At 44.6% G+C, this 21820-nt stretch carries 24 protein-coding genes and 2 riboswitches; of the genes, 1 reads left to right on the top strand and 23 read right to left on the bottom strand.

Annotated features, from left to right (window positions below; all coding sequences use genetic code 11):
* Nucleotides 1-15 precede the first annotated feature (15 nt).
* Nucleotides 16-888 (top strand): LysR family transcriptional regulator, encoded by an 873-nt coding sequence (locus tag ACSYSH_RS01240; RefSeq protein ID WP_252774014.1) that lies wholly within the window; start codon nucleotides 16-18, stop codon nucleotides 886-888.
* Between the two features lie 67 nt (nucleotides 889-955).
* Here ACSYSH_RS01240 and ACSYSH_RS01235 read toward each other — a convergent pair whose 3' ends face one another.
* The 23 genes from ACSYSH_RS01235 to ACSYSH_RS01125 form a co-directional block, all read right to left on the bottom strand.
* Nucleotides 956-1624, bottom strand: a complete 669-nt coding sequence (locus ACSYSH_RS01235) for an energy-coupling factor transporter transmembrane component T family protein (RefSeq protein ID WP_489816479.1) — start codon at nucleotides 1622-1624, stop codon at nucleotides 956-958.
* Nucleotides 1621-3030: an ATP-binding cassette domain-containing protein gene (locus tag ACSYSH_RS01230; RefSeq protein ID WP_491702577.1), complete on the bottom strand. Its 1410-nt coding sequence runs from the start codon at nucleotides 3028-3030 to the stop codon at nucleotides 1621-1623. The genes ACSYSH_RS01235 and ACSYSH_RS01230 overlap by 4 nt, the downstream gene beginning before the upstream one ends.
* A 12-nt stretch (nucleotides 3031-3042) precedes the next feature.
* Nucleotides 3043-3600, bottom strand: a complete 558-nt coding sequence (locus ACSYSH_RS01225; RefSeq protein ID WP_252774017.1) for an ECF transporter S component — start codon at nucleotides 3598-3600, stop codon at nucleotides 3043-3045.
* An 82-nt stretch (nucleotides 3601-3682) separates the two neighbouring features.
* Nucleotides 3683-3773, bottom strand: a riboswitch (TPP riboswitch).
* A gap of 105 nt (nucleotides 3774-3878) precedes the next feature.
* The gene (locus ACSYSH_RS01220) at nucleotides 3879-5219 is read right to left on the bottom strand and encodes an FAD-dependent oxidoreductase (RefSeq protein ID WP_489816477.1); all 1341 of its coding nucleotides are present in this window, start codon (nucleotides 5217-5219) and stop codon (nucleotides 3879-3881) included.
* Between the two features lie 203 nt (nucleotides 5220-5422).
* On the bottom strand, nucleotides 5423-5800 hold the full coding sequence (locus ACSYSH_RS01215; RefSeq protein ID WP_252774019.1) for a MerR family transcriptional regulator: 378 nt from the start codon (nucleotides 5798-5800) through the stop codon (nucleotides 5423-5425).
* Nucleotides 5790-7100: an MFS transporter gene (locus tag ACSYSH_RS01210; RefSeq protein WP_489816476.1), complete on the bottom strand. Its 1311-nt coding sequence runs from the start codon at nucleotides 7098-7100 to the stop codon at nucleotides 5790-5792. Before ACSYSH_RS01210 ends, ACSYSH_RS01215 begins: the two co-directional genes overlap by 11 nt.
* Before the next feature lie 150 nt (nucleotides 7101-7250).
* The gene (locus ACSYSH_RS01205; protein WP_489816475.1) at nucleotides 7251-8108 is read right to left on the bottom strand and encodes an alpha/beta hydrolase; all 858 of its coding nucleotides are present in this window, start codon (nucleotides 8106-8108) and stop codon (nucleotides 7251-7253) included.
* A 52-nt stretch (nucleotides 8109-8160) separates the two neighbouring features.
* A complete protein-coding gene (locus ACSYSH_RS01200; protein ID WP_489816474.1) occupies nucleotides 8161-9192 on the bottom strand; it encodes an alcohol dehydrogenase catalytic domain-containing protein in 1032 nt (343 codons plus the stop codon).
* Between the two features lie 348 nt (nucleotides 9193-9540).
* Nucleotides 9541-9816, bottom strand: coding sequence for an HU family DNA-binding protein (locus ACSYSH_RS01195; protein WP_047974521.1), 276 nt, complete (start codon nucleotides 9814-9816; stop codon nucleotides 9541-9543).
* 215 nt (nucleotides 9817-10031) lie between these two features.
* Nucleotides 10032-11342, bottom strand: coding sequence for a ribosome biogenesis GTPase Der (gene der, locus ACSYSH_RS01190; RefSeq protein ID WP_489816473.1), 1311 nt, complete (start codon nucleotides 11340-11342; stop codon nucleotides 10032-10034).
* A gap of 58 nt (nucleotides 11343-11400) precedes the next feature.
* A complete protein-coding gene (rpsA, locus tag ACSYSH_RS01185) occupies nucleotides 11401-12591 on the bottom strand; it encodes a 30S ribosomal protein S1 (RefSeq protein WP_047974523.1) in 1191 nt (396 codons plus the stop codon).
* Nucleotides 12592-12782: 191 nt separating this feature from the next.
* Entirely contained in the window at nucleotides 12783-13460 is a 678-nt protein-coding gene (gene cmk / locus ACSYSH_RS01180) for a (d)CMP kinase (RefSeq protein ID WP_489816472.1), read from the bottom strand.
* Between the two features lie 18 nt (nucleotides 13461-13478).
* Nucleotides 13479-13991: a LysM peptidoglycan-binding domain-containing protein gene (locus tag ACSYSH_RS01175; RefSeq protein ID WP_252774024.1), complete on the bottom strand. Its 513-nt coding sequence runs from the start codon at nucleotides 13989-13991 to the stop codon at nucleotides 13479-13481.
* A gap of 74 nt (nucleotides 13992-14065) precedes the next feature.
* The gene (locus tag ACSYSH_RS01170) at nucleotides 14066-14647 is read right to left on the bottom strand and encodes an ECF transporter S component (protein ID WP_252774025.1); all 582 of its coding nucleotides are present in this window, start codon (nucleotides 14645-14647) and stop codon (nucleotides 14066-14068) included.
* Between the two features lie 75 nt (nucleotides 14648-14722).
* Nucleotides 14723-14859: riboswitch (FMN riboswitch) on the bottom strand.
* A 157-nt stretch (nucleotides 14860-15016) separates the two neighbouring features.
* On the bottom strand, nucleotides 15017-15766 hold the full coding sequence (locus tag ACSYSH_RS01165; RefSeq protein ID WP_491702578.1) for a pseudouridine synthase: 750 nt from the start codon (nucleotides 15764-15766) through the stop codon (nucleotides 15017-15019).
* Entirely contained in the window at nucleotides 15759-16484 is a 726-nt protein-coding gene (gene scpB, locus ACSYSH_RS01160; protein ID WP_491702579.1) for an SMC-Scp complex subunit ScpB, read from the bottom strand. The genes ACSYSH_RS01165 and scpB overlap by 8 nt, the downstream gene beginning before the upstream one ends.
* Nucleotides 16468-17256 carry a segregation and condensation protein A gene (locus tag ACSYSH_RS01155; protein WP_338029135.1) on the bottom strand — a complete coding sequence of 263 codons (789 nt, stop codon included), beginning with the start codon at nucleotides 17254-17256 and terminating at the stop codon, nucleotides 16468-16470. Before ACSYSH_RS01155 ends, scpB begins: the two co-directional genes overlap by 17 nt.
* Complete coding sequence (locus ACSYSH_RS01150) at nucleotides 17210-17587, bottom strand: riboflavin biosynthesis protein RibT (protein ID WP_491702580.1); 378 nt, start codon at nucleotides 17585-17587, stop codon at nucleotides 17210-17212. Before ACSYSH_RS01150 ends, ACSYSH_RS01155 begins: the two co-directional genes overlap by 47 nt.
* Nucleotides 17588-17609: 22 nt before the next feature.
* Entirely contained in the window at nucleotides 17610-18497 is an 888-nt protein-coding gene (gene xerD / locus ACSYSH_RS01145; protein ID WP_489816468.1) for a site-specific tyrosine recombinase XerD, read from the bottom strand.
* Nucleotides 18498-18500: 3 nt separating this feature from the next.
* Nucleotides 18501-19385, bottom strand: a complete 885-nt coding sequence (locus ACSYSH_RS01140; protein WP_491702581.1) for a CvfB family protein — start codon at nucleotides 19383-19385, stop codon at nucleotides 18501-18503.
* Between the two features lie 141 nt (nucleotides 19386-19526).
* Nucleotides 19527-19973: a GatB/YqeY domain-containing protein gene (locus ACSYSH_RS01135; RefSeq protein WP_489816466.1), complete on the bottom strand. Its 447-nt coding sequence runs from the start codon at nucleotides 19971-19973 to the stop codon at nucleotides 19527-19529.
* A gap of 93 nt (nucleotides 19974-20066) precedes the next feature.
* Nucleotides 20067-20255 carry a 30S ribosomal protein S21 gene (gene rpsU, locus ACSYSH_RS01130; protein WP_047974532.1) on the bottom strand — a complete coding sequence of 63 codons (189 nt, stop codon included), beginning with the start codon at nucleotides 20253-20255 and terminating at the stop codon, nucleotides 20067-20069.
* A gap of 302 nt (nucleotides 20256-20557) precedes the next feature.
* A complete protein-coding gene (locus ACSYSH_RS01125) occupies nucleotides 20558-21772 on the bottom strand; it encodes an MFS transporter (protein WP_489816465.1) in 1215 nt (404 codons plus the stop codon).
* Nucleotides 21773-21820 lie beyond the last annotated feature (48 nt).

The raw sequence follows: 21820 nt of genomic DNA, 5'->3' as shown, positions 1-21820 counted from the left end.
CATCAGGAAAATATCATGAAAACTTTTACTTACCAAATTTTTGCCACAGTCGCTGAACGCGGTTCCTTTCGAAAGGCTGCCGACGAGTTAAGCATTACGCCTTCAGCTGTTTCTCACGCCATTTCGCACCTCGAAGCACAACTAGGAATCCCCCTCCTAATTCGCAACCGATCGGAGATGCAAGTCACCCGCAACGGCCAAATCCTCTTACCAATGGTCGAACGCCTGCTCAATGAGGAACGGCAACTTCTTTCAGCCGCTGCAAAGATTCAAGGACTGCAGGGTGGACAAATCAGAATTGGCGCCATTTCATCAGTTTGCATTGCCTGGCTCCCAACCATCATCCGGCGCTTTTCTAAAAAGTACCCACAAGTTGAGATCACGCTGATTCAAGGCTCCTTCGCCGAAATCGAACAGGCCTTATCACTAGGAAAGATTGATCTTGGCTTCTCGGCCCTGCCAACGATTAGTCGGCTGGATGCCCTGCCCCTGATCAATGATGAAATCAAGTGCATTACCCCGGCTGATTTCACACCCAAAAATGGCGTTTCGATTAGCCAGGATGACTTAGAAGACCGGCACTTTATCTTGCAACGGTCCGATTATGATTCCGATACTAAGGCGGCCCTCGATGAACTTCAGGTTAAGCCTCAGGCCATCAACTATTCGATTGATGACCAGTCGATTTTGGCCATGGTTGAGGCCGGTTTGGGTTGGGGAATCCTACCTGACTTGGCCCTGTCAAGGCTCTCAGGCGAAATCGAAGCTTATCCCTTTAAAAAACCTTATTACCGTCACCTTGGCCTAGTAATTAATCCCTCCTCGACGAAGGACCCCTTTGTGAAAGCCATGCAAAAAGAAATCCTGTCTTACTTAAAAAGAGGCTAAAAAAAACGGCAAATTCGTTTTCTTGACGAATTTGCCGTTTTTATATGTCAGCTGATTACTGCTTTGCTCAGTAGTGAGAAAAAAACAAGATTCCCTGCAATGCAAACAAAATCAAAACGATTAACCCCCAGCCTGATTTAGCCATCGGATAATCCCGGTAGGCTGAACGCTTGGCCCCCTCTTGAAAACCATGTGAGGTCATGGCCATGGCCAGGTTCTTCGACCACTTAATGGCATGAACCAAAGCCTTAAAATACAGCGTTGGCTGCCACCACCGTAATACTTCACCACGCATCATCCCCGCCGCTTGAATCGAAGAAAAGGCCTGCTTAAAGCGGGGCATAAAGTTAAGTGCCCCCAAAATGCCGTAGGTAAAGGTCGCAGACATCTTCAGGTTCTGGCGTAAAGAAGCTAATAAGACGTAGGGGGTCATACCCATCGTTAACCAGGCCCCAATAAAGATAAAGACGAGGACTCGGCTGCCCATCACTAAACCAAAATGGAGGTTTTGCGCTGCTGTTCCTTGACCATAAAGATAAAAGGACCAAAAGGAACCCAAAACTGGAATGATGGCAATCGCCACATAGAGCCCGATTTTCTTTAAGGGCTGGCGCCGAATTAATAATAGCAAAAAGGCAACTGAAAAGAGAACAACGTTTAGGGTCACTGATTGGGTCAAAGAGATTTCCAAAGAAATCGCCAAAGCCAAAATCAGCCGTTGTGTGGCGTTCATCATACGAGCACCTCCTCTTGATAGGCCATGGCCGTTTGCTCATAGCGCAAGTGACGATCAACAATGTTGACCAGGTCTCTTGTTTGGTGAGAAACAACTAAAATGGTCAGTTCAAGCCCCTGTTGACAAGTCTGAATCAGATTTAAAACAACTGCCACCGACTGCTCATCCAAGCCTGCTAGTGGTTCATCTAACAGCAGTACTGGTGGGGCCATAATTAGCATCAACAGCAGCTGAAGTTTCTTCTGCTGGCCACCCGAAAGCGTGTAGACCGACCGGTCACTCAAGCCTGTTAAGTTTAGGTCGGACAGCCACTGTTCCAAGACCTCCTTCTTCCAGAAATCAGCATGGTGGCTTTTCTCCATCACCTGGTCAAGCTCTTCTTGAACCGTGATGTTTAAGAACTGGTCAGAGGCTGACTGAAATAACAAACCGACCTGGCCAAAGTAAAAACGCGGTTTCCACTCGCGGACTTCTTGCTCCTGGTAGGTCAAAGAACCCTCATAACGGTGTAGTCGAGCCAGCGTCTTCAAAACAGAAGACTTCCCGACTCCATTTGGACCGGTCACCAAGGTGATACCCTGTTCAAAGATTTGCAGGATATCCTGGTCTAAGACCAGCCGTTCACCGTTTTGTATTCGTAGATTATCAAAGCGATAAGCAGCCTTTTCGACCTGGTCACTTTCTACAACCGGTTTTAAAACCACCGTTTGCTTTTGGTAATCATATTGGTGCCAGTCATTTGCAGGCACCAACACCAAAGACTTCTCTTTGAGCTGATAAAACTGGCTGATTTTATCGAAGTAACCAGCTGGATCATGGTCGGAAACGACAACGCCATAGCCCTCTTGGCTAAGCTGTTTTAGTAAAACCTGGAGATCTTCTCGTGACTGACTATCAACAGCAGCAAAGGGTTCATCGAGCAACAGGTAGTCGGCCCCCAGGGCCAACACTTCTGCCAAGGCAACCTTTTGCATTTCCCCACCAGATAGGGTCACAAAGGATCGATCGATAAAATCAGTCAGACCAACCTTTTCCAATGCCCAAGTCGTCTTTTGGTCAATTTCTTCCTTGTCCAATTCGAGATTCTCCAGTGCAAAAATAAATTCCTCCCGCACCGTTGGCATGGCAAACTGGTCATCAGGGTTTTGAAAAAGCAAAGCCACCCGCTTGGCTCTTTCATTTGCTTTCAGTGTGGTCATCACCCTTTGATCAATTTCGATTTCGCCAGTAACTTGGCCACCATATTGTGGGTAAAGACCCGCCAAGGCCTTTAACAGGGTGGATTTTCCCGATCCGGAAGGCCCCATTAAGAGGGTCAGGGTCTTTTTTTCAAGAGATAAATTTAGATTATCAATGATGACTTGGTCACGATAAGCCAACGTGAGGTTTCTGGCAGTTATTGCCATTTTTTGTCCTCCTTATTCGTGGGACAACAACTTTGATCGATCTAACAACTTGGCAATCAAGTGTACCAAGACACCTGAGAAAAAGAAAATTGATAGGTAACGAACAATGAACAAAGCAACTAACAAACCTAGCTTGTAGTGAATATAACCTGATTTAAAGAGGTCCCAAGCAAAGGTCACGACTGTTCCAGTCAAGGTTGACAACCAAAGACCAGCAAACCAGTTCTTATAACCAGTCAAAGCAAAACCAAGTTCAGAACCAATTCCTTGAATAAAGCCAGACAAAAGCGTACCGACACCGTAAGAACCACCCAAGAACATCTCACCGGCTGCTCCAAGCATTTCGCCAATAAAGCCGGCACCGACCTTCTTTAAGATGTACGAAGCCAATGGTCCGGCCATCATCCATACACCAAGGGTGATTTCATTCGTAAAGGCTTGCAACCCAATCACGGCCAAGCCACTGTTAACAATCTGGTAAACCGGATCCATAATCCAATAAATGACCGAAAAAATAATCCCGATCAAGGCCAGCAAAATCACGTTTTGTAGCGTCCACTTTTGTTTCATTATTCTCTCCTTTACGTCCGGGCGAACAAAAAGGCATCAAAAAACACCCGCCTGGGCAGAGTCCAACACGGGTGGTCTTAAAAAAAACTTGTGTGGATCTTCCTTCGTCGGTCTTAGCCTAACAGGTTCAATGGGTTTAATTCTCAACCAAAATGGTACCCCAGATCGCTATATTCAAATTTACTACTTCACTAGCTTACACTGTCTTGAATTTTTATGCAAGTGTTTTCAAAGAAAAGCACCCAGACTCAGCCTAGGTGCTTAATCAAGCTAATTTTTTACTTGTTTGCCTTCAAAACGGCAGCCATGGCAACTGATGAAACATAGTTGACTGGTTGACCGAAGTTTGGTTGGAAGAAGAAGTCAGTCATTGACAATTGATCAATTGTCATGCCGTTTTCAATCGCCAATGAAACCACGTTGGCAGCTTGTGAAATGTCATGTTTTGACAAGAAAGCAGCACCAACAATCCGACGAGTCCCCTTTTCCCAAGTCAATGAGGCCTTAACTGGCGTCGTTGACAACATGAAATCAGGACGGTAATCTTCTGAAATTGTCACAGAATCCGCTTCAACACCCTTCCGAGCTGCTGATTGAACAGTCAAACCGGTTGCAGCGTAAGCTAACTCGTACAATTCAACGGCTGATGTTGCTTGTGTGCCTTGATAAGCCAACGTTGGTTCGACAATGTTCTTACCAACCAAAATTCCTTGACGAACAGCATTAGTTGCCAATGGAATGTAATCATCCTTTTGGGTGGGGTTGTAGAAGACAGTGGCTGAATCACCGGCAGCAAAGACATCCTTCACAGAAGTTTCCATGAACTTGTTTACCTTGATAGCGCCGTTTGGCAACATGTCTACTTGGTCACGGAACAGAGCAGTATTTGGCAAGAAACCAATCCCCAAGATGGCAATATCAGCTTCATAAGTGCCCTTGTCAGTTGTCACCTTGATACCATCAGCTGTGTCTTCAAATCCTGAAACCATTTGACCAAGGGCTAACTTAACACCATGGTCTTCATAGGCCTTTTGGAAAACAGATGAAAATTCAGGGGCCGTATTGTTGGCCAATACCCGGTCCAAACCGTCAATCAAAGTCACTTCCTTATCATTGACTGACAATTGTTCTGCCAACTCAGCACCGATATAACCAGCACCAATAACGATAATCCGCTTAACCTTTTCAGTTACTTCCTTCAAGGCATTGGCATTGTCCCAAGTCTTTGAGTCAAAGACCTTGTCAGAATCGATACCAGGGATGCGAGGCTTAATTGCGCGTGAACCAGTGGTAATCACAATCTTATCGAAAGTTTCTTCTGACTGAGCACCAGAAACCAAGTCTTTGATGTTCAAAGTCTTTGCTTTTAAGTCAGCAGCTTCAACAAGCGTTTGCATATGCATTGAAATACCCTGCTTAGCCATTGAATCTGGTGTTTCATAAAACATCTTGTCAGTTGATGAAACATTGTCGCCAATCCAAAGAGCGATTCCACATGACAAAAAAGAAACTGTTTGATTCTTTTCAAACACGTGAATCTCAGCGTCTGGGTGGTCTGCCTTAATCTGCTTAGCGGCAAACACGCCGGCGTGCGTTGAACCAATAACTGCAACTTTCATTAAAGTGCCTCCTAATATATAGCTATGTGAAAATTGTAATTAAATTTTACCAATAAAACAACGCTCTGTCAATCATCTATCCAATAGTTTTCAAGAAAGTATCAAATAAAACAAAGAGACAAATAGAGTCGTTCTAATCGATTAAAAATTCAGTTTGGCTCAACAAATTAGACATTTCCCAATCGTAAAACGATTTCAGTGCCTTACTCTAAACGATTTTCCGCTTGGCGCATGTGGCTTTCGTAATGATCAATTTTATATAGTAAATGATCATGAGCAGCCTGGATTTCATTAATGCGGTCCTGCATCTCTTCTGCCTGTTCTAGCAATAGTGCTTTACGCGTCGGAATTGTTTGGTCATCATCCTCCAGAACCATACCAATATATTCACGCAATCGTTCAATGGAAACACCAGCGTGGCGCATCGTTTTAGCAAATTTCAATTGATTAATGTTACGCTCGGTGAAATCACGCAACTGATTTTCCTTGCGCGGGACTGGCATAATGACCCCAATTCGTTCGTAATAGCGAATCGTATCATTTGATAATCCAGTCACCTTCGCAGCTTCTTTAATATTCATTTTGTACCTTTCGCACAACAAAAGCGGCCACAACTACAAAAGCAATTCCCGTAAAGAAAGCCATTGTCGCAACTTGACCATGGTAGCTCCCCGCCGTCGCCACAATCAAAGAAAGGCCGATTGGGCCACCAATTTGGTGAGCAGTGTTCGTCAACCCTGAGGCAATACCAGCCAGTTCGTCAGGTGCTTGATGCAGGCCGGCCGATGTCACTGGCGCAAGGACCAAGCCCTGCCCAATACCAATCACCACCATTGGCAAGGCAAAAGCCAACCAATAGCCCAAAGAAACCGCTGACAAGGCTGTAAACAGCAGACCGAGGAACAGTAATCCCTCGCCGACTAGTAGGATTAACTGATTGCCAAAACGATCAGTCAGCTTCCCCAAGGACAACGATACCACAAACTGAACGAATGTTAAGGGGAGAAAGGCCAGCCCGGATTGTAATGCCGTAAAATGATAACTGGTTTGCCAAACCTGGGGCAAAAAGAACCAGTATGGCAGCATGGCCATCATAAAGAGCATGCGTGCCAAGTAGGCCCCCGCACGAATTCGATTGTGAAATAGTGTTAAAGGCATCATTGGTTGCTTTTGCCGACTTTCAAAGCCAATCAAGCAAGCTAAAACAATGATGCCCAATAAAATCATTAGCCACTGGTTACTCGTTAAACCATCAATCAAGGCCGCTAATCCGCTGACGGACAGAATTGCACCAATATAGTCAATTTTTATCTTTAATCCCGCCTTATTCGGGACAAAGCGTACCGTTAACCCAAACAATAATAAAGTCAACGGCACGTTAATCAAAAAACCGGCTTCCCAAGAAAATAAAGTGGTGAGGCCACCGCCAATTAAAAGTCCAAGACTGGCACCAATCCCAGCTGTAACACCATAGTAAGCAATCGCTCGTTCACGCATTTGTCCTTGGTAATTATCCATCATCAAAGCCAAGGTGGTCGGCGCAATAATCGAAGAGCCCAGTCCCTGGACGGCCCGTAGTCCAATCACGAAGGCGGCATTATCCGACAAGCCAATCAGCAACGAACTCAATCCAAAAATGGTGATACCAATTAAAAAAATCCGTTTACGTCCAAGCAAATCCGAGAGCCGGCTCGACAATAGTAAAAAGCCACCGAAAGTCAGTGTATAGGCATTGGAAACCCACGATAAAGCATTAGGTGAAAGGTCTAGGCTTTGACCAATCTCAGTTGCACTGGTAAAAACAATGGAATTATCCATCAAAATTAAAAAGTAAGCGAGTAAGGTGATCGGCAAGACCATCCCAAATCGTTGTTTTGTCATTCTTATCTCCTTCAGTTAGGTTTCTTTCAAAACCAAGCATTGTGTGTTGTGATCAATAACCATTAAACACCTTGGAGTGAACTTCAAGTCAAGAAAAAAACAAGCAAAAAACAGCCTTTTGCCAAGACTGTTTTTAAGATTGACTATTGGTTATGCCATCAAGAACTGCTTGAGGACCTTGTTAACATCCTGATTTTCATGCAGCTTTGAATGTTGCGCATCCTTACCAGTAAATAACTTTTCCTGATAGGTGCTTGGTTGACGGACAAAGTATTTCAATGACTTCGACGCATTGTTAGTGACGGTTGCGTCCGATTCCTTTTTGCCCATGCTATTACCGTAAATATTCAGCACTTTGGTCTGATTATTCTCGTAATATTGCTCCAAACCAGCTAAGGCCGCCTTTTTAAAATCAGTCTCAGAGTGACTGCTAGGATCTGCTAAATTCAAATTCGACTTTGGTATTGGACTATCCTGCAAGAAGTTAAAGGGACCAGCAATTGCAATTTGGCGCTTCACAACCGGTAACTGTTCACTTTGTTGCACGTGATTTTTCAAATAAAAGGCAATGGCGAGGTTTCCCATCGAATGCCCAATCAAATTAACCGATTGAATCCCTTGATTATGCAAGTCCGCCATAATCTTCGTGACCCACTGATTAGTCTTGTCAAAGTTAGTATTCCGGTTGTCGTTAAACTGCACCAGAATTAATGGATTTTGGTCGCCCTTCTTCACGGTACCACTAAAGCTGACCTGACCGTTTTTGCTAACTGTCGCATTAATCTTCCGATTCGAATACTTTTGCTGAATTAAGTACCGACTCATCGTTTGTTCGGCATTTCGAGAAGAGCCATAGCCATGAAAGAAGACGGTTGCTTCGGTTGGCTTTGTATTAGAAGAACGCATGGTTGGCCGAGTCAGCCAAACAGTCAGTCCGACTGCCAGCACGGCCAGTATGGCGGTTGCTACGCCTGCAATCGCTATCATTTTTTTATTCTTTTTCATCATACTCCTTTATAACCAATGAATTGGCTAAGGTTTTATGCAGATAATTAAAAACCTAAAAAACAAGAAGAGACTTAATCGCCTCGCGCTGATCCATCGCCTCATAGGCCTGCTGAATATCCTTCAGAGCAAATTCCTTGGTAAAGACCTGGCCCGGATTAATTTCTTGATCAAGAACCGCCTGCAATAACAACTCGCGGTCATACGTGGTCACCGCAGCGATACCTCCACGCAAACCAATATTTTTCCAGAACAAATTGTTGGTGTTCATCATTGGGTCTTGAGGAATCCCTACACGACCAACAACGGCCCCTGGACGGCCAAGTTGAACAGCCGTTGCCACAGCCTGCTTTGAACCAACGCATTCAAGAATAGCATCCGCACCGGCGCCCGTGAGTGCCATCACCTGGTCAATGCCAGCCTGGTCACGCTCGGCCACAATATCGGTAGCACCAAAGGCTTTGCCCAGTTCTTGCCGGTCTTGATGACGCGACATCAAAATGATTCGCTTGGCACCGCGGAGCTTGGCTGCAATCACTCCAGAAAGACCCACAGCCCCATCGCCCATAACAACAACTGTGTCACCTTCTTTGACTTCGGCGGTAGCGGCTGCATGATAACCGGTCGCCATCACATCCGACAAGGTCATCAAAGATTTCAATTGATCAGCACTGTAGTCTGTCGGTTGGCCTGGAACCTTAACCAGTGCCCAATCAGCATTTTTAAAGCCGATATATTCAGCCTGATAACCGGTTGAGCCCCCCTTATCAGGATCGAGGCAGTCACCATCAAAACCTGCTAAACAAGCTTGGCAGTGGCCACAACCATGAGTAAAGGGTGCAATAACGAAATCGCCTGGTTGCACGTTAGTAACTGCGCTACCAACCTCTTCAACAATGCCGATGGCTTCATGACCGACTTGAGTACCACTGGTACGCTTTGAAATTCCTCGGTAGAACCAAAGATCAGAACCACAAACCGATGCCCGAACCGTCTTGATCACAGCATCCCGCGGTCCCTGAATTGTTGGCTTATCAACCTCTTGCATCTCAATTTGCCCTGGTTTTACAAAAATAGCTGCTTTCATCGTCTTAATACTCCTTTTTACTAATTATGAACTTGTCTGTTTTAAAAGTAAAATCAGACATGGTATGGATAAATTTGTTGTATCACAGTCATAGTTGCCTGTCATCATTGTTTATCATCCTCAATGAATTTATCCGTCACTGATAAGACTATCTTATGACATGGAGTTCACTCTAAGTCAAGACTGACTTTGTTTTATCGCTATAAAAGTAAAATTGTTCATCATCGATAGCAACCGATTCAAATTTTGATTTTTTTAATTAAATAAGCTGTCTTCCTGTCAGACTCCACCATCAAGTGCAAACAAAAAAGCACACTCAGTTGAGTGTGCTTAAGATAAAAGATTCGCTTACTTAACGGCGTCCTTCAATGCCTTACCAGGCTTGAACGCAGGAACCTTTGATGCAGGAATTTGGATTTCTTCCTTAGTTTGTGGGTTGCGACCCTTACGAGCTGCGCGTTCACGAACTTCAAAGTTACCAAAACCAATCAATTGAACCTTTTCGCCCTTCTTCAAAGCGTCTTCAATTGATGACAAAACAGCGGCAACTGCCTTGTCTGCGTCCTTCTTTGTTAAACCAGTCTTCATTGCGACTGAATCGATTAATTCTTGCTTGTTTGCCATTCCTTTTCTCCTCGCGAAATAATTAATTTAGAATAACTGCCAGTGTAACAACCATTAGCAGTTTGGGAACGCTACCGTGGCAACATCCATAAAGATAGGATAGCACATGTAAATTAAAATGTGTAGGCATAAAGCCCAATTTCATGCCATAATTGCGGTTTTCCGCACATTTACAAGTGAATTTCAGGGCTATTGAAACATTCGACGATAAAACGTCACTTCCGCTGTCGAATAATTAGCTTAATCGGCGTTCCAGAGAAGTCAAAAGCTGCGCGAATTTGGTTTTCTAGGAAACGCTGGTATGAAAAATGCATCAGTTCAACGTCGTTGACAAAGACGACAATCGTTGGTGGTTCGATGGCCACTTGAGTAGCATAATAAACACGCAAGCGACGACCATTATCAGATGGTGCCGGATTAGTTGCCAAAGCATCCATCAAAACATCATTCAATGTTGATGATGAAACACGCTTTTGGTGATTGTCATTCACGGCCAAAATCAAATCGGGTAAACGATCTAAGCGCTGTCCAGTCTTTGCTGAGACAAAAACAATTGGCGCATAGTCCAAGAACTTAAACTCATCGCGAATCAAGTTTTCAAAATCCGTCATGGTATGCGTATCTTTTTCGATGGCATCCCACTTGTTAACCACAATTACCAAAGCTTTCCCAGCCTCATGGGCATAGCCGGCAACGTGCTTATCTTGCTCACGGATACCAGTTTTAGCATCCAAGACCATCAAGACCACTTGCGATTCATCAATGGCCTTCATTGCCCGCATCACCGAGTAACGTTCCGTATTTTCGTAAACCTTGCCACGCTTGCGAATTCCAGCCGTATCGACCATCACAAACTCATCACCATCAGGGGTAATAAAACGTGTATCAATGGCATCACGGGTCGTTCCTTCGATGTTGGAGACAATCATGCGATCTTCGCCCAAGATGGCGTTCACGATTGATGATTTTCCAACATTTGGTCGACCAATAATTGAGAACCGGACAGCATCATCATCTTGTTCGGCCGCCTCGTCTGGGAAATGCTTAACGATTTCATCTAAAACGTCACCCAAACCAATGCCGTGTGAGCCAGAAACGGGATAAGGGTCACCCATTCCTAATGAATAGAAGTCATAAATATCTGACCGCATTTCAGGATTATCAACCTTGTTAACCGCCAAAACAACCGGCTTATCGGCACCATAAAGCAAATTAGCCACGGCCTGGTCATCGGCTGTGAGACCTTCTCGGCCAGAAACAACCATCAAAATCACATCGGCTTCATCAATAGCTAATTCAACCTGGGCGCGAATTTCCGTCAAAAATGGCGCATTTCCCATTTCCAACCCACCGGTATCAATCAGCCTAAAATCAAAGTTAAGCCACTCCGCCCGTGCATACAATCGGTCGCGAGTAACGCCTGGCATATCCTCTACAATGGCGATTCGATCGCCCACAATGCGGTTAAATAGCGTGGATTTGCCAACATTTGGACGACCCACTACAGCTACAATCGGTGCTGCCATATTCCCGCTCCTTTCCAATAAAAAAAGACTGGATAACCAGCCTTTTTATTTTTAAATCTTACAACTTGTCGCCAAAGATGTCGCCTAAAGTAGCGGCACCTTCATCGTCTTGTTGGAAGGCTGCCATGTCAGCTCGTGAAGCGCCACGGTTGTCATCGCGGTCTTCACGTTGGTTGGCTGGCTTTTCTTCCAAAGCCTTCATTGACAATGAAATACGTTCTTCGGCTGGCTTAACATCCAACACTTGAACCTTCACCTTGTCACCTGACTTCAAAACGTCGGCTGGGTTTTCAACACGCTTGTGTGAAATTTGTGAAACGTGAACCAATCCTTCGATACCAGGGAAGATTTCAACGAATGCGCCAAAGTCCTTCACACGTTTAACTGTTCCTTCAAGAACAGTACCGGCTGGGGCTTTTTCTGCAACTTCATCCCAAGGACCTGGCTGGGTTGCCTTGATTGAAAGTGAGATACGTCCACGATCAGTATCCAAGGCCAAAATCTTAACATTAACCTTTTCACCCTTTGACAAAACGTCTGATGGGTTCTTAACACGGTCATGTGAAATTTCAGAAACGTGAACCAATCCGTCCACGCCGCCTAAGTCAACGAAAGCACCGAAGTCAGTCAAACGAGCAACAGTTCCTTCAACAACTTCGCCAACAGTCAAACGACTGAATGCTTCAGCCAACTTTTCGGCACGTTCTTGGGCTGCAACAGCCTTACGTGACAAAATCAAACGAGCCTTGGCTGGGTCGATTTCGATTACTTCCGCCTTGATGTCTTGTCCCTTGAATTGGTTCAAGTCTGAAACAAAACGTTCTGCAACCATTGATGCAGGTACGAAACCACGGATACCAGCAACATCAACAATCAAACCACCACGAACGGCATTGATAACCTTAGCATCAACAACATCACCTTCGTTAAATGACAATGATTCCCAAGCCTTGCGGGCTTCCAAACGCTTCTTTGACAACAAGTAGGCAACGCCTTCCTTGTCACTGGTTACGTTCGAAACAACAACAGTTTCGATAGTATCACCGACCTTCAAATCGTCGGCCAAGTTGACGCTACGATCGTCAGAGTACTCACGCGCTGGCACAACTCCTTCTTCTCCGGTGTGAAGACCGATAACTGCTTGGTTATCGTTATCGATTGCTAGCACTTCGCCAGTTACGACGTCCCCTACCTTAATTTGGTCAGCACTTTCCAGAGCTGCTAATAATTCGCTGTTAGTATCACTCATGACGTCAAACGTCCTCCTACAATTTGCACTTATAAGGGTATTCTATCAGAGAGTAGCCGATTTTCCTAGTCCAATTTTAAAAAAATTAGGACTAGACCAAACACTCCGTCAAAAAATGTTTCGCATAAACACGAACTGCTTTCCCTATTACTTTCTATTTTAACAGATTTTTCTAAAATAAAAAGACCACCTTACTGGTGATCTTTGATAATTTGCTTGATAGTGGCAACGACTTGGTCAATGCTTTGACCGGTAGTGTCGACCGTTAAGGCATCTTCAGCCTTTGTTAGTGGTGAAATGGCGCGATGAGAATCTTTATAATCCCGCTCTTCAATTTCTTTTTTTAGGATTTCCAAGTCAGGATTCATGCCTTTGGCCTGATTTTCCCTAAAACGACGCTCAGCACGTTCATCAACTGAGGCAATTAAGAAAATTTTCACCTGAGCATCTGGCAAGACTGTTGTGCCAATGTCACGGCCATCCATGATAACCGGTTGCTTAGCTGTCAAGGCGCGTTGGCGATCAACCAAATCAGCTCGAACCGCTTGATAGGAAGAAACCAAGGAAACATTGTTCGTAATCTCAGTTGAACGAATTTCTTCAGTCACTTCCTGTCCGTTCAACAAAACGTGTTGCACTGGTTCACCTGGTAAAAAGGCAATCTCAAGCTTCGGTAACAAGGCAACAATCCCCGCCTCATCTTCATATGCAAGTCCCGCCTGTTTAGCCGCCAAAGTAATGGCCCGATACATCGCGCCGGTATCGACGTAAACATACTTTAAATCAGTCGCTAAAATCTTAGCAATCGTGGACTTTCCAGCCGATGCAGGACCGTCAATTGCAACTTGAAAATGAGCAGGTTGAGTCATAGGGATTAAAATTTCCTCTTACTTAATTTTCAAAGCTTGCCCTGCAAACCTTGAATAGTTTTGTGCAGTAACACCAGGATTCAAAGCATAAATCTGGTCAGTTGTTGTCCCGTGAGTCACCGCAAAGTTATAAAGCGTTTGGTTAGCATTCAACGTAGCCGTGTTTGCAGTGGCGGCCGAAGCGGCTGCTTGGTCGTCACTCGCCTGGTTGGCCTGACTTTGACTTGATTGCGCAGCCGAATCAGCTTGGCTAGACGAAGTAGCAGATTGACTAGTTGAAGACTGGGCACTGCTTGTTGCATCAGATGACTGAGAACTAGCAGAAGACGTCGTCTTTACCGTTTTTGGTGAGTTTTTCATCAATCCATAAACTGGTGCTGAGGCTAATAAGACTAGCGACAGCAAAACCAAAAGCACGACGAGACCGCCATGACTTTTTGGTCGTGGTTCTTTTTTAGGCTGCTCCTGATTTTCATGCTGACGATTAAAACGTTGCCGGCGTGATAATGTTGGTGCTGTTTGGTCATTCATTTTCAAGACCTCCTATCAGTTCGTTCTTAAATCAAGTCTAACACGGAAGGGTACTTGAAAATGATAACCTTTTCTTAAGAACGAAAGCTTTTCTTAAAGGGCGCCAAGATTGCTACAACCATCACAGAAACAATAAACCAAATTAAACCTTCCAAAAGATTGAATGGGACAACCATCCCCCACAAATAGACTTTAATACCAATAAACTTAGCAATATCAAAGTTTGCAAAGCGGGCGTAAAGTGGAATCGCCCAAACAATGTTGGCTAAGTAAGCCACCACGGTCATCGTGAAAGCGGCTACAACAGCGCTAACAGACTGCCATAACCACTTGGGCAAGCGAACTTCAACCTTCACCATCGCTGCCACAACCAGCAAGAATGTCAAAGCAATCACAAGGTTAACTGGCATTCCAATATAGGTATTTGCCCCTTCATTAAACAAAATCAGCTTCAGCAAAGTCCGGATCACCAACACCCAAACAGCCGAACCAAGACCTAACCAGGAAAAGGCTAGAAAAGCTGGCACAATTGAAAAATCAATTTTCAAAAAAGATGCACTGGGAATGATCGCAATTTGCGGAAAAATCGTCAATGCAAAGGAAATTGCACTGAAAACAGCGACCAGGGTGAGTTTTTTAGTAGTGTTTCTTGTCATTTTTCTACTCCTCTGGGCCCAAAAAAGGCCCTACTTCACCCGGGGTAAAATAAAGGCCAGCAAAAAAGACTGTACTTTAAACTTCTTTATACCCGACTGTACGGTCGGCCCTGGATTCAAACCAGATCAGCTACCAAGTGGTAGGTCGCGGGCTCATCAGCTGTCGCTGCTTCACCGCCGGTTGGGACTTTCACCCGACCCCGAAGTTTTAGATTATATTTGAAACAAGTAGTAGTATAGCACAGCTCAAAAAGCTTGCCAAGAAAAAAAGACATTTTTGCCATCAGCAAAAACAATACGGACGACAACCTGAAAAAGCGAAATTTTTTTCAGAGGTTGCGACGCAACTGCTTTTTTAACACACTTTTATTACTTACGGCGCAAGAATCGATAATCGCCAGCTTTTAGACGCTTGACTTCATCATGCTTTAAGTCCCGAAATTCACCTGGTTGCAGGCCAACTAAGTCCAAGAAAGCGTAGCGATCACGGCGTAGTTTTTCAACTGGCAGACCAACAGCTGCCAACATATCCTTGACCTGGTGATTGCGGCCTTCATGAATCGTAATTGTAACAAAGGAAACCTTCTTATCCTTATCGGCCTTTTCAATGGCAAGCTTCGCTGGGGCCGTCTTCTTACCCTTCAAAACAATCCCCCGCTTTAACGGTGCCAATTGTTCCATCGTTGCCAGTCCCTTAACCTTGGCCGTATAGACCTTATCAACGCGGCCTTTGGGATGCATCAACTGGTTGGCCAGATCGCCATCATTGGTGAGCAAGAGCGCACCAGTGGTATCATAATCCAACCGGCCAACCGGATAAACCCGCGCCGTCACATCATCTAAAATATCTAAGACCGTTTGCCGACCCTTATCGTCATGACTAGTGGTCACAACACCACGGGGCTTATTCAGCAAATAATAAACATGCTTTTCCTGACCATCAATTGGTACCCCATCGACCTTAACTTCGTCTTGGCGAGATACTTTGGTCCCCAATTGGCTCACAATTTGGCCATTGACCTCAACTCGGCCTTCTAAAATCATGGTTTCGGCTGCCCGTCGGGAGGCAACTCCGGCCTGGGCAATCACCTTTTGTAGTCGTTGGCTTTCTTCAGGCATTATCGCCCTCCTTTTTTGCGGCAACTGGCTGTTCATCAGCCGGTGTACCCGTTGTCGTGTCGTGTTGTGCTTGTGTGGCCGTTGCGCCTTCTGTCATCAGCTCTAAATGCCCAGCATCATCTGGGCTTGCAAAAATAGTATCCCCCTGATCATCAATTTGATCAAAGAGCGCTACCTCAGCCTGTCCTTCTTCATCAAGGGTCACATCATTAATATCTGGTAATTCTGGCAAATCAGCCAACGATTTCAAACCAAAGTAATCCAAAAAATCAGCAGTCGTGCCATACAAAATCGGTCGACCAATTTCTTCTTTCCGGCCAACTGATTCAATCAACTGATGGAGCAAGAGCTTTTGAATTGTTCCAGCCGAGCGGACACCCCGGATTTGATCGATTTCAACACGAGTGATTGGCTGCTGGTAAGCAACAATTACTAAAGTTTCCAGTTGTGCCTGAGTCAACTTAGTGCTAACCGGCAAGTCGAAATAGGCCGAAACTAATTTACCAAATTCAGGTCGGGTAACCATCACATACCGTCCATCAGAGGTTCTTAGCATCAATGGTGAATTAATTTGAATCAGATGCGTTGCCAGTTCATCAAGTAAAGCAGGCAACGCCCCCTTATCAAAGCCCGTTACCTTAGCCAATTCTGGAATTGACAAGCCATCCTCACCCGCAACAAAAAATAACGCTTCAATTTGACTAATCTTCTGATCCATGGTCCACCGCTTTAATTAAAATTTCATCTGTTAAGGCTGCCTGCCAAAGCGTCACTTCGCCAGCCTTAGTGATTTCAAGCAATCCCAAAAAGGTCATCACTAACCGGTCAGGGGCAAAAACATCTTCAAAAAGGGCTGTAAAAGGCAAAGATTCTTCTGTTGGTAGGGCTTGTAATTTTTGGCGAATGGAAACAATCCCATCCCCAATCGTATACGAATCTGATTCCACTTGGCGCACCTTTGGGGCCAAGTCGCGTTGCCGAGCAATCACGCTATCAAAAGCCAACTGCAAATCAATCATTGTCAGACCGGGAGCAAGCGTTACCGGCTGCTCCACTTTCGCCTGTTGATCTTCAATTGCCGGACGAACAAAGGAATGCATGTCAGTTTCTTGCCGTTGATCAAAGAAGCCGGTTGCCTGTTGAAAACGTTGGTAAACCAACAGGCGAGCAATCAGCTCTTCTTTTGGATCAAGTTCTTCAAAGTTATCTTCCACATCATCTTCAATCGGTGGTTTTGGTAACAAATCAATCGACTTAAGATGAATTAACTTGGCAGCCATCACTAAGTACTCAGCCGCCACATCCAACTGCATCGCCTGTTGCTCATGGATGAAACTCAAATATTGTTTCGTCACTTCAGCAATCGGCAATTGAAAAATGTCCATCTCGTGCTTTCTAATCAAATGCAAAAGCAAATCGAGCGGGCCCTCGAAGTCAGTAATCTTAATTGTGAGACTTGGGTTTTGAATAATGCTTTCTCCACTTATCAATATAAGTTTGTGTACTTAAGGTGCCCATCACAGTATGGTCAGGATTTAGTTCCTGTAAGTCTGCTAACATTTGCGCATGAGTGGCTTTCTTTGGGGCCCCCGGTGTCAAAATTAGGTGACGAACAACTAAGACATTGTTCTTGTAACGTTCAATACCAAGCAAACCGTTGATTGAGTCCTGCTGATCTGGCTGCCAAAAAAAGAGCTCCATCTTCGGTTGCTGGTATAGGTTCAAAACCAGCTTCATATGTTCTAAGTTCTTATATTCTGGCAAAAGAGAAAAGAGGCCCATGACCGTCTTTTCATCGTCTGGTCTTGTTGAAATTAACATGGTTGACTCCTTTTCTAAGTGCTCAGGCACGCGGATGAAATTGGTCATAAACCTGACTCAACCGCTTTTTTGAAATATGGGTATAGATTTGCGTGGTAGAAATATCGGCGTGCCCCAACAGCTCTTGGACAATTCGTAGGTCGGCGCCATTCTCCAGAATGTGGGTAGCAAAAGAATGGCGCAACGTATGCGGCGAAACATCCTTTTTAATCCCAGCCCGATTCACTAATTTTTTAATTAACTGCCAAACACCCTGTCGAGATAAGGGCCGACCATGGTCATTAACAAAGAGTGTCACTGTCCGCTGGCCTTTAACTAAGGCCGGACGAGCACTTTGTAAATACTGGTTAATCCAGTCAACCGCAACTTCGCCAATCGGTACAATCCGTTCCTTATCACCTTTCCCAAGAGTTTGAATCAACCCTAAGTCCAAATGGAGGTCTTCCAGTTTGAGATTGATCAATTCCGAAACACGCAAACCCGTAGCATACAAAACTTCAAGCAATGCTCGTGTTCTCAAACCCAAAGGGGTTAAAACATCCGGTGTCTCTAACAACAAATCAACCTCTTCTACCGACAAAACGGCTGGCAAGTGTTCTGCTTTCTTGGGGGGCTTAATATTTAACATTGGGTCATGCTCAATCAAGCCCTCAGTTTTCAAGTAAGCAAAGCATTTACGCAGCGAAGTAACCATTCGCGCCACCGTGGTATTCGCCCGCTTTTCCAACCGCAACTGATTTAAAAACGCCAGGACGACTTGGTGATCAACCTGGCGCCAAGTTTTCTGATTTTTCTTTAAAAAAACACAAAAATTGGTTAAATCCTGACGATAAGCGGTAATCGTGTTTTTTGAAAGCCCACGATCGACTTGAACGTAATTCAAATAGTCTTCCATCACGTCCGGTAACATTAGCTAATCCTTCTGGCCGGCCTCAGTCAACTGAATGCCGCCGTCAACCTGGCTAATCAGCCGTTCCTTGTACAAGCGACCCAAAGCTCGTTTGAACTGTGATTTTGAAAAACCAAATTGAGCTTTGATTGCCGTTGGATCGGACTTATCGTTAAATGGCAAGAAGTGGTCGGCCTTGCGTTGCAGCTGGATTAGCAAGAATGCAGCATCCTCATCCATCAACTTATAGGCCAGCGGCTTCAACGATAAGTTGACAATTCCTCGATCATTAACACCCAAGACACGGGCTGTCACAACCTCACCCAGGCGTGGTTCTTGTTCCCGCTGTGAGGGATGAATGAAACCAAGTTGGTAATCATCAGTCAATACTAAAGTACCAACCAACTTGTTGCGGTAAACCGTGGCTTTCACCTGGTCGCCCTTTTTAATGCCAGCACCAAGTTTTGCTTGGCGAGAAACCGCTTGAATAATATCTTGTTGGGCTAATTTCCCCCACAACCGGCCCTTGTTATCTTCCTTAATGGCCAATAAAAGTCGGTCACCTGTCTTAGGCCAAAGATCTTTAATTGTTGGCAAATCATCTAAAGAGACTACCAAATCTTTGTTGGGCAAACCAATGTTCACGAAAACCCCTAAATCATGGCGGGCATTAACAACTGTTCCCCATGCGTACTGGTCCTTTTGAACAGTAGGGATTGTCTTGGTAATCTGGAGACGGTGGCCTTCATTTTGGTAGGCAAAGCCGGTTACAAAACCGCCAACCTTCAAAGGCTTTTCCAGCTCACTCTTATCAATTTCATAGGTTACTCCATCGACTTGAGCAAAAAAGTATTGACTGTTTTCATCGGTCACTGATGCCTTAATGACTTGTCCTAAAGTTGTATCCATTCTTTATCCTTTTCATGCAAATAACCAGAAAAACTGGCTAAGAGTAGTAACTTTTATGTATGCAACCCGCTTAGTCACTTTAATCACTCATCATTCACGGTGTTGCTTTGTCCTTAACATTAGTAGTTTTAAAAACCAGTTTTACTTTGCCAAAGCAGTCTTTACCTGGTCAGCAACAAACTTGCCGTCTGCTCGCCCCTTAGTTTGACTTGAAACAATTCCCATGACCTTCCCCATATCGGCCGGACCAGTCGCCCCCGTCTTTTGGATGGCTTCTTGAACGATTTGCTTAATTTCGTCTTCTGACAATTGTGCTGGCAAATATTTGGCCAAAACAACCAATTCACCTTGGGTAGCCTCAGCTAAGTCAGCACGGTTACCAGCCTTAAATTCGGCAATTGAGTCTTTTCTTTGCTTCACTTCACGTGCTAAGACGGCCAATTCTTCTTCTTCTGTCAAGTCATGACCCAAATTAATCTGTTCGTTCATCACGGCTGACTTAATTTGGCGAACAACGGCAAGGGTTTGCTTGTCCTTAGCCTTCATTGCTTCTTTCATATCCGCTTGAACCTGTTCTAATAAGCTCATCAATCTTCTCCTTAGTGTGAGATTACTACTTATCTAATAGTCTACCACGAGACCAAATAAAAAACGCCACCAAAGCGACGTTTTTTGGCCGAATTAACGGTTCTTCTTCTTCTTGTTGCGCTTACGTGCAGCTTCAGACTTCAACTTACGTTCAACTGAAGGCTTTACATAGAATTCGCGCTTGCGGTATTCTTGGAGAGTACCGTCTTTTGAAACACCACGCTTGAAGCGGCGCAATGCGTCATCCAAAGATTCGTTCTTACGTACAATAACCTTTGCCATGTCGATCCCCCTCCTTCCTCGCATTTTATTTCGTATGTTAAACGATATGCATTAAAGACTTATATATTATCTCAATTCTAAGAAAGAAAGTCAACTAATTTTTATAATAAAAAAGTAGGATTGTCGCTGCGGTAAAAAAGACCCCAGCAGCCACCAGGTGTTAGCTGTAATCTGATTACCAAAACAGTTGTTACTTTTAAAGATAACCGTTAACAGGTCTTTCGAACAATCCGTTTTCCGTGGCCGACAGAGCTGACTTTGACAACACTTAACCGCATTTTCGAGCACCTTTTCCCAAGGACTTAGCTGCCAGCACCTAAGCCCTTCTTTCGTTGCCACCACATCAACAAAGCAGTTACAAGCAGCAAAATAAAAATCGACTCGCCATACAGACGAATACCCCCATCTAGAGCTGATTTTGACCCAATGCCATTCAAGGCAGACACGATGGCTGGCGCCAAAGCAGTCCCGGCATTACAACCAACCAGTAAGATTGAATTGGCCAAGCCCATCATCTCTGATGGAACTCGATTAGCAATGGTATCAAATAGATATGTCCCTGCCATTGGATACGCCAATCCAACCACAATCACAGACAAGGTTAATGTTGGTAAGCTATGGGCGGCATTAAAAAAGATAGCACCCACAGCCATAAAGAAAAGTCCGACCAAAAAAATATAACGACGCAAAAAGTGAAAAAAACGACCAAAAAGAAAGCCCATCACCATCGACGTCAGTGTATAAACCGTAATGATTAGTGAAGCCGTCATGCTGCCACCTAGGTGGTGAGCCAAAACAAAGTAGGGTGTATAAACATTAACGATTGAGACCCCAATCATTAATAAACCACAATAGAGAGCAGAACCAGTAATTACCAGCAGGTATTTCAAATGTTTTGGCTGACTAAACTGGACAGAATCACCTTTAGCTGACTGCGGCTGTGATCGATACTCAGGCACCATTCGAATAAAGCCCCAACCGACAATGAATAGCAAGGCATAAGCCAAAAAAGAAGCCCGCCAGGAAACGGCTAGTAAAGCACCCACGCTCAAATTGACCAAAGAGAGGCCAATCGGTTCAAAGGCAGACCGATTGCCCAGCATCTGAGCCTGGTCAGCACCTTCATAAACAAAATCCACCAGTGTAATGGCCAACGAATTAACCAGGCCAATCCCAACTCCAAACAGCAACCGAGTTAAAAAAATCAACCAAAAATTTGTTAAAACGCTGGGCAAGATCCCAGTAATTGCCATCAACATGATACCCGTACTAATCACTTTTTTAATACCAAAGCGGTTAGCTAACTGGCCAGAAAACACCAACACCAAAAGCGCTGGCACCTGGGGAATGGTCGCCAATAAATTAATTAAGGTGGCAGGATAAGCGGGAAAGGCTTTTTGTAAGGCCGGCAAAGCCGGCGTAATCGCGCTACCTGTTGTAATACTAAGTGAGACTGCTAAAATCCAAAACCGGTGACTTCGGGTATTTGGGTCCCAGCGACTTTGCGTGTTTGCCATTGATTCTCTTCTTTCTATTTTATCTTCCTGATCTCCTTATATACCTTC

The sequence above is a fragment of the Fructobacillus sp. ESL1117 genome (genome assembly GCF_058508565.1).
This window is presented reverse-complemented; position numbering and strand designations above follow the sequence as displayed.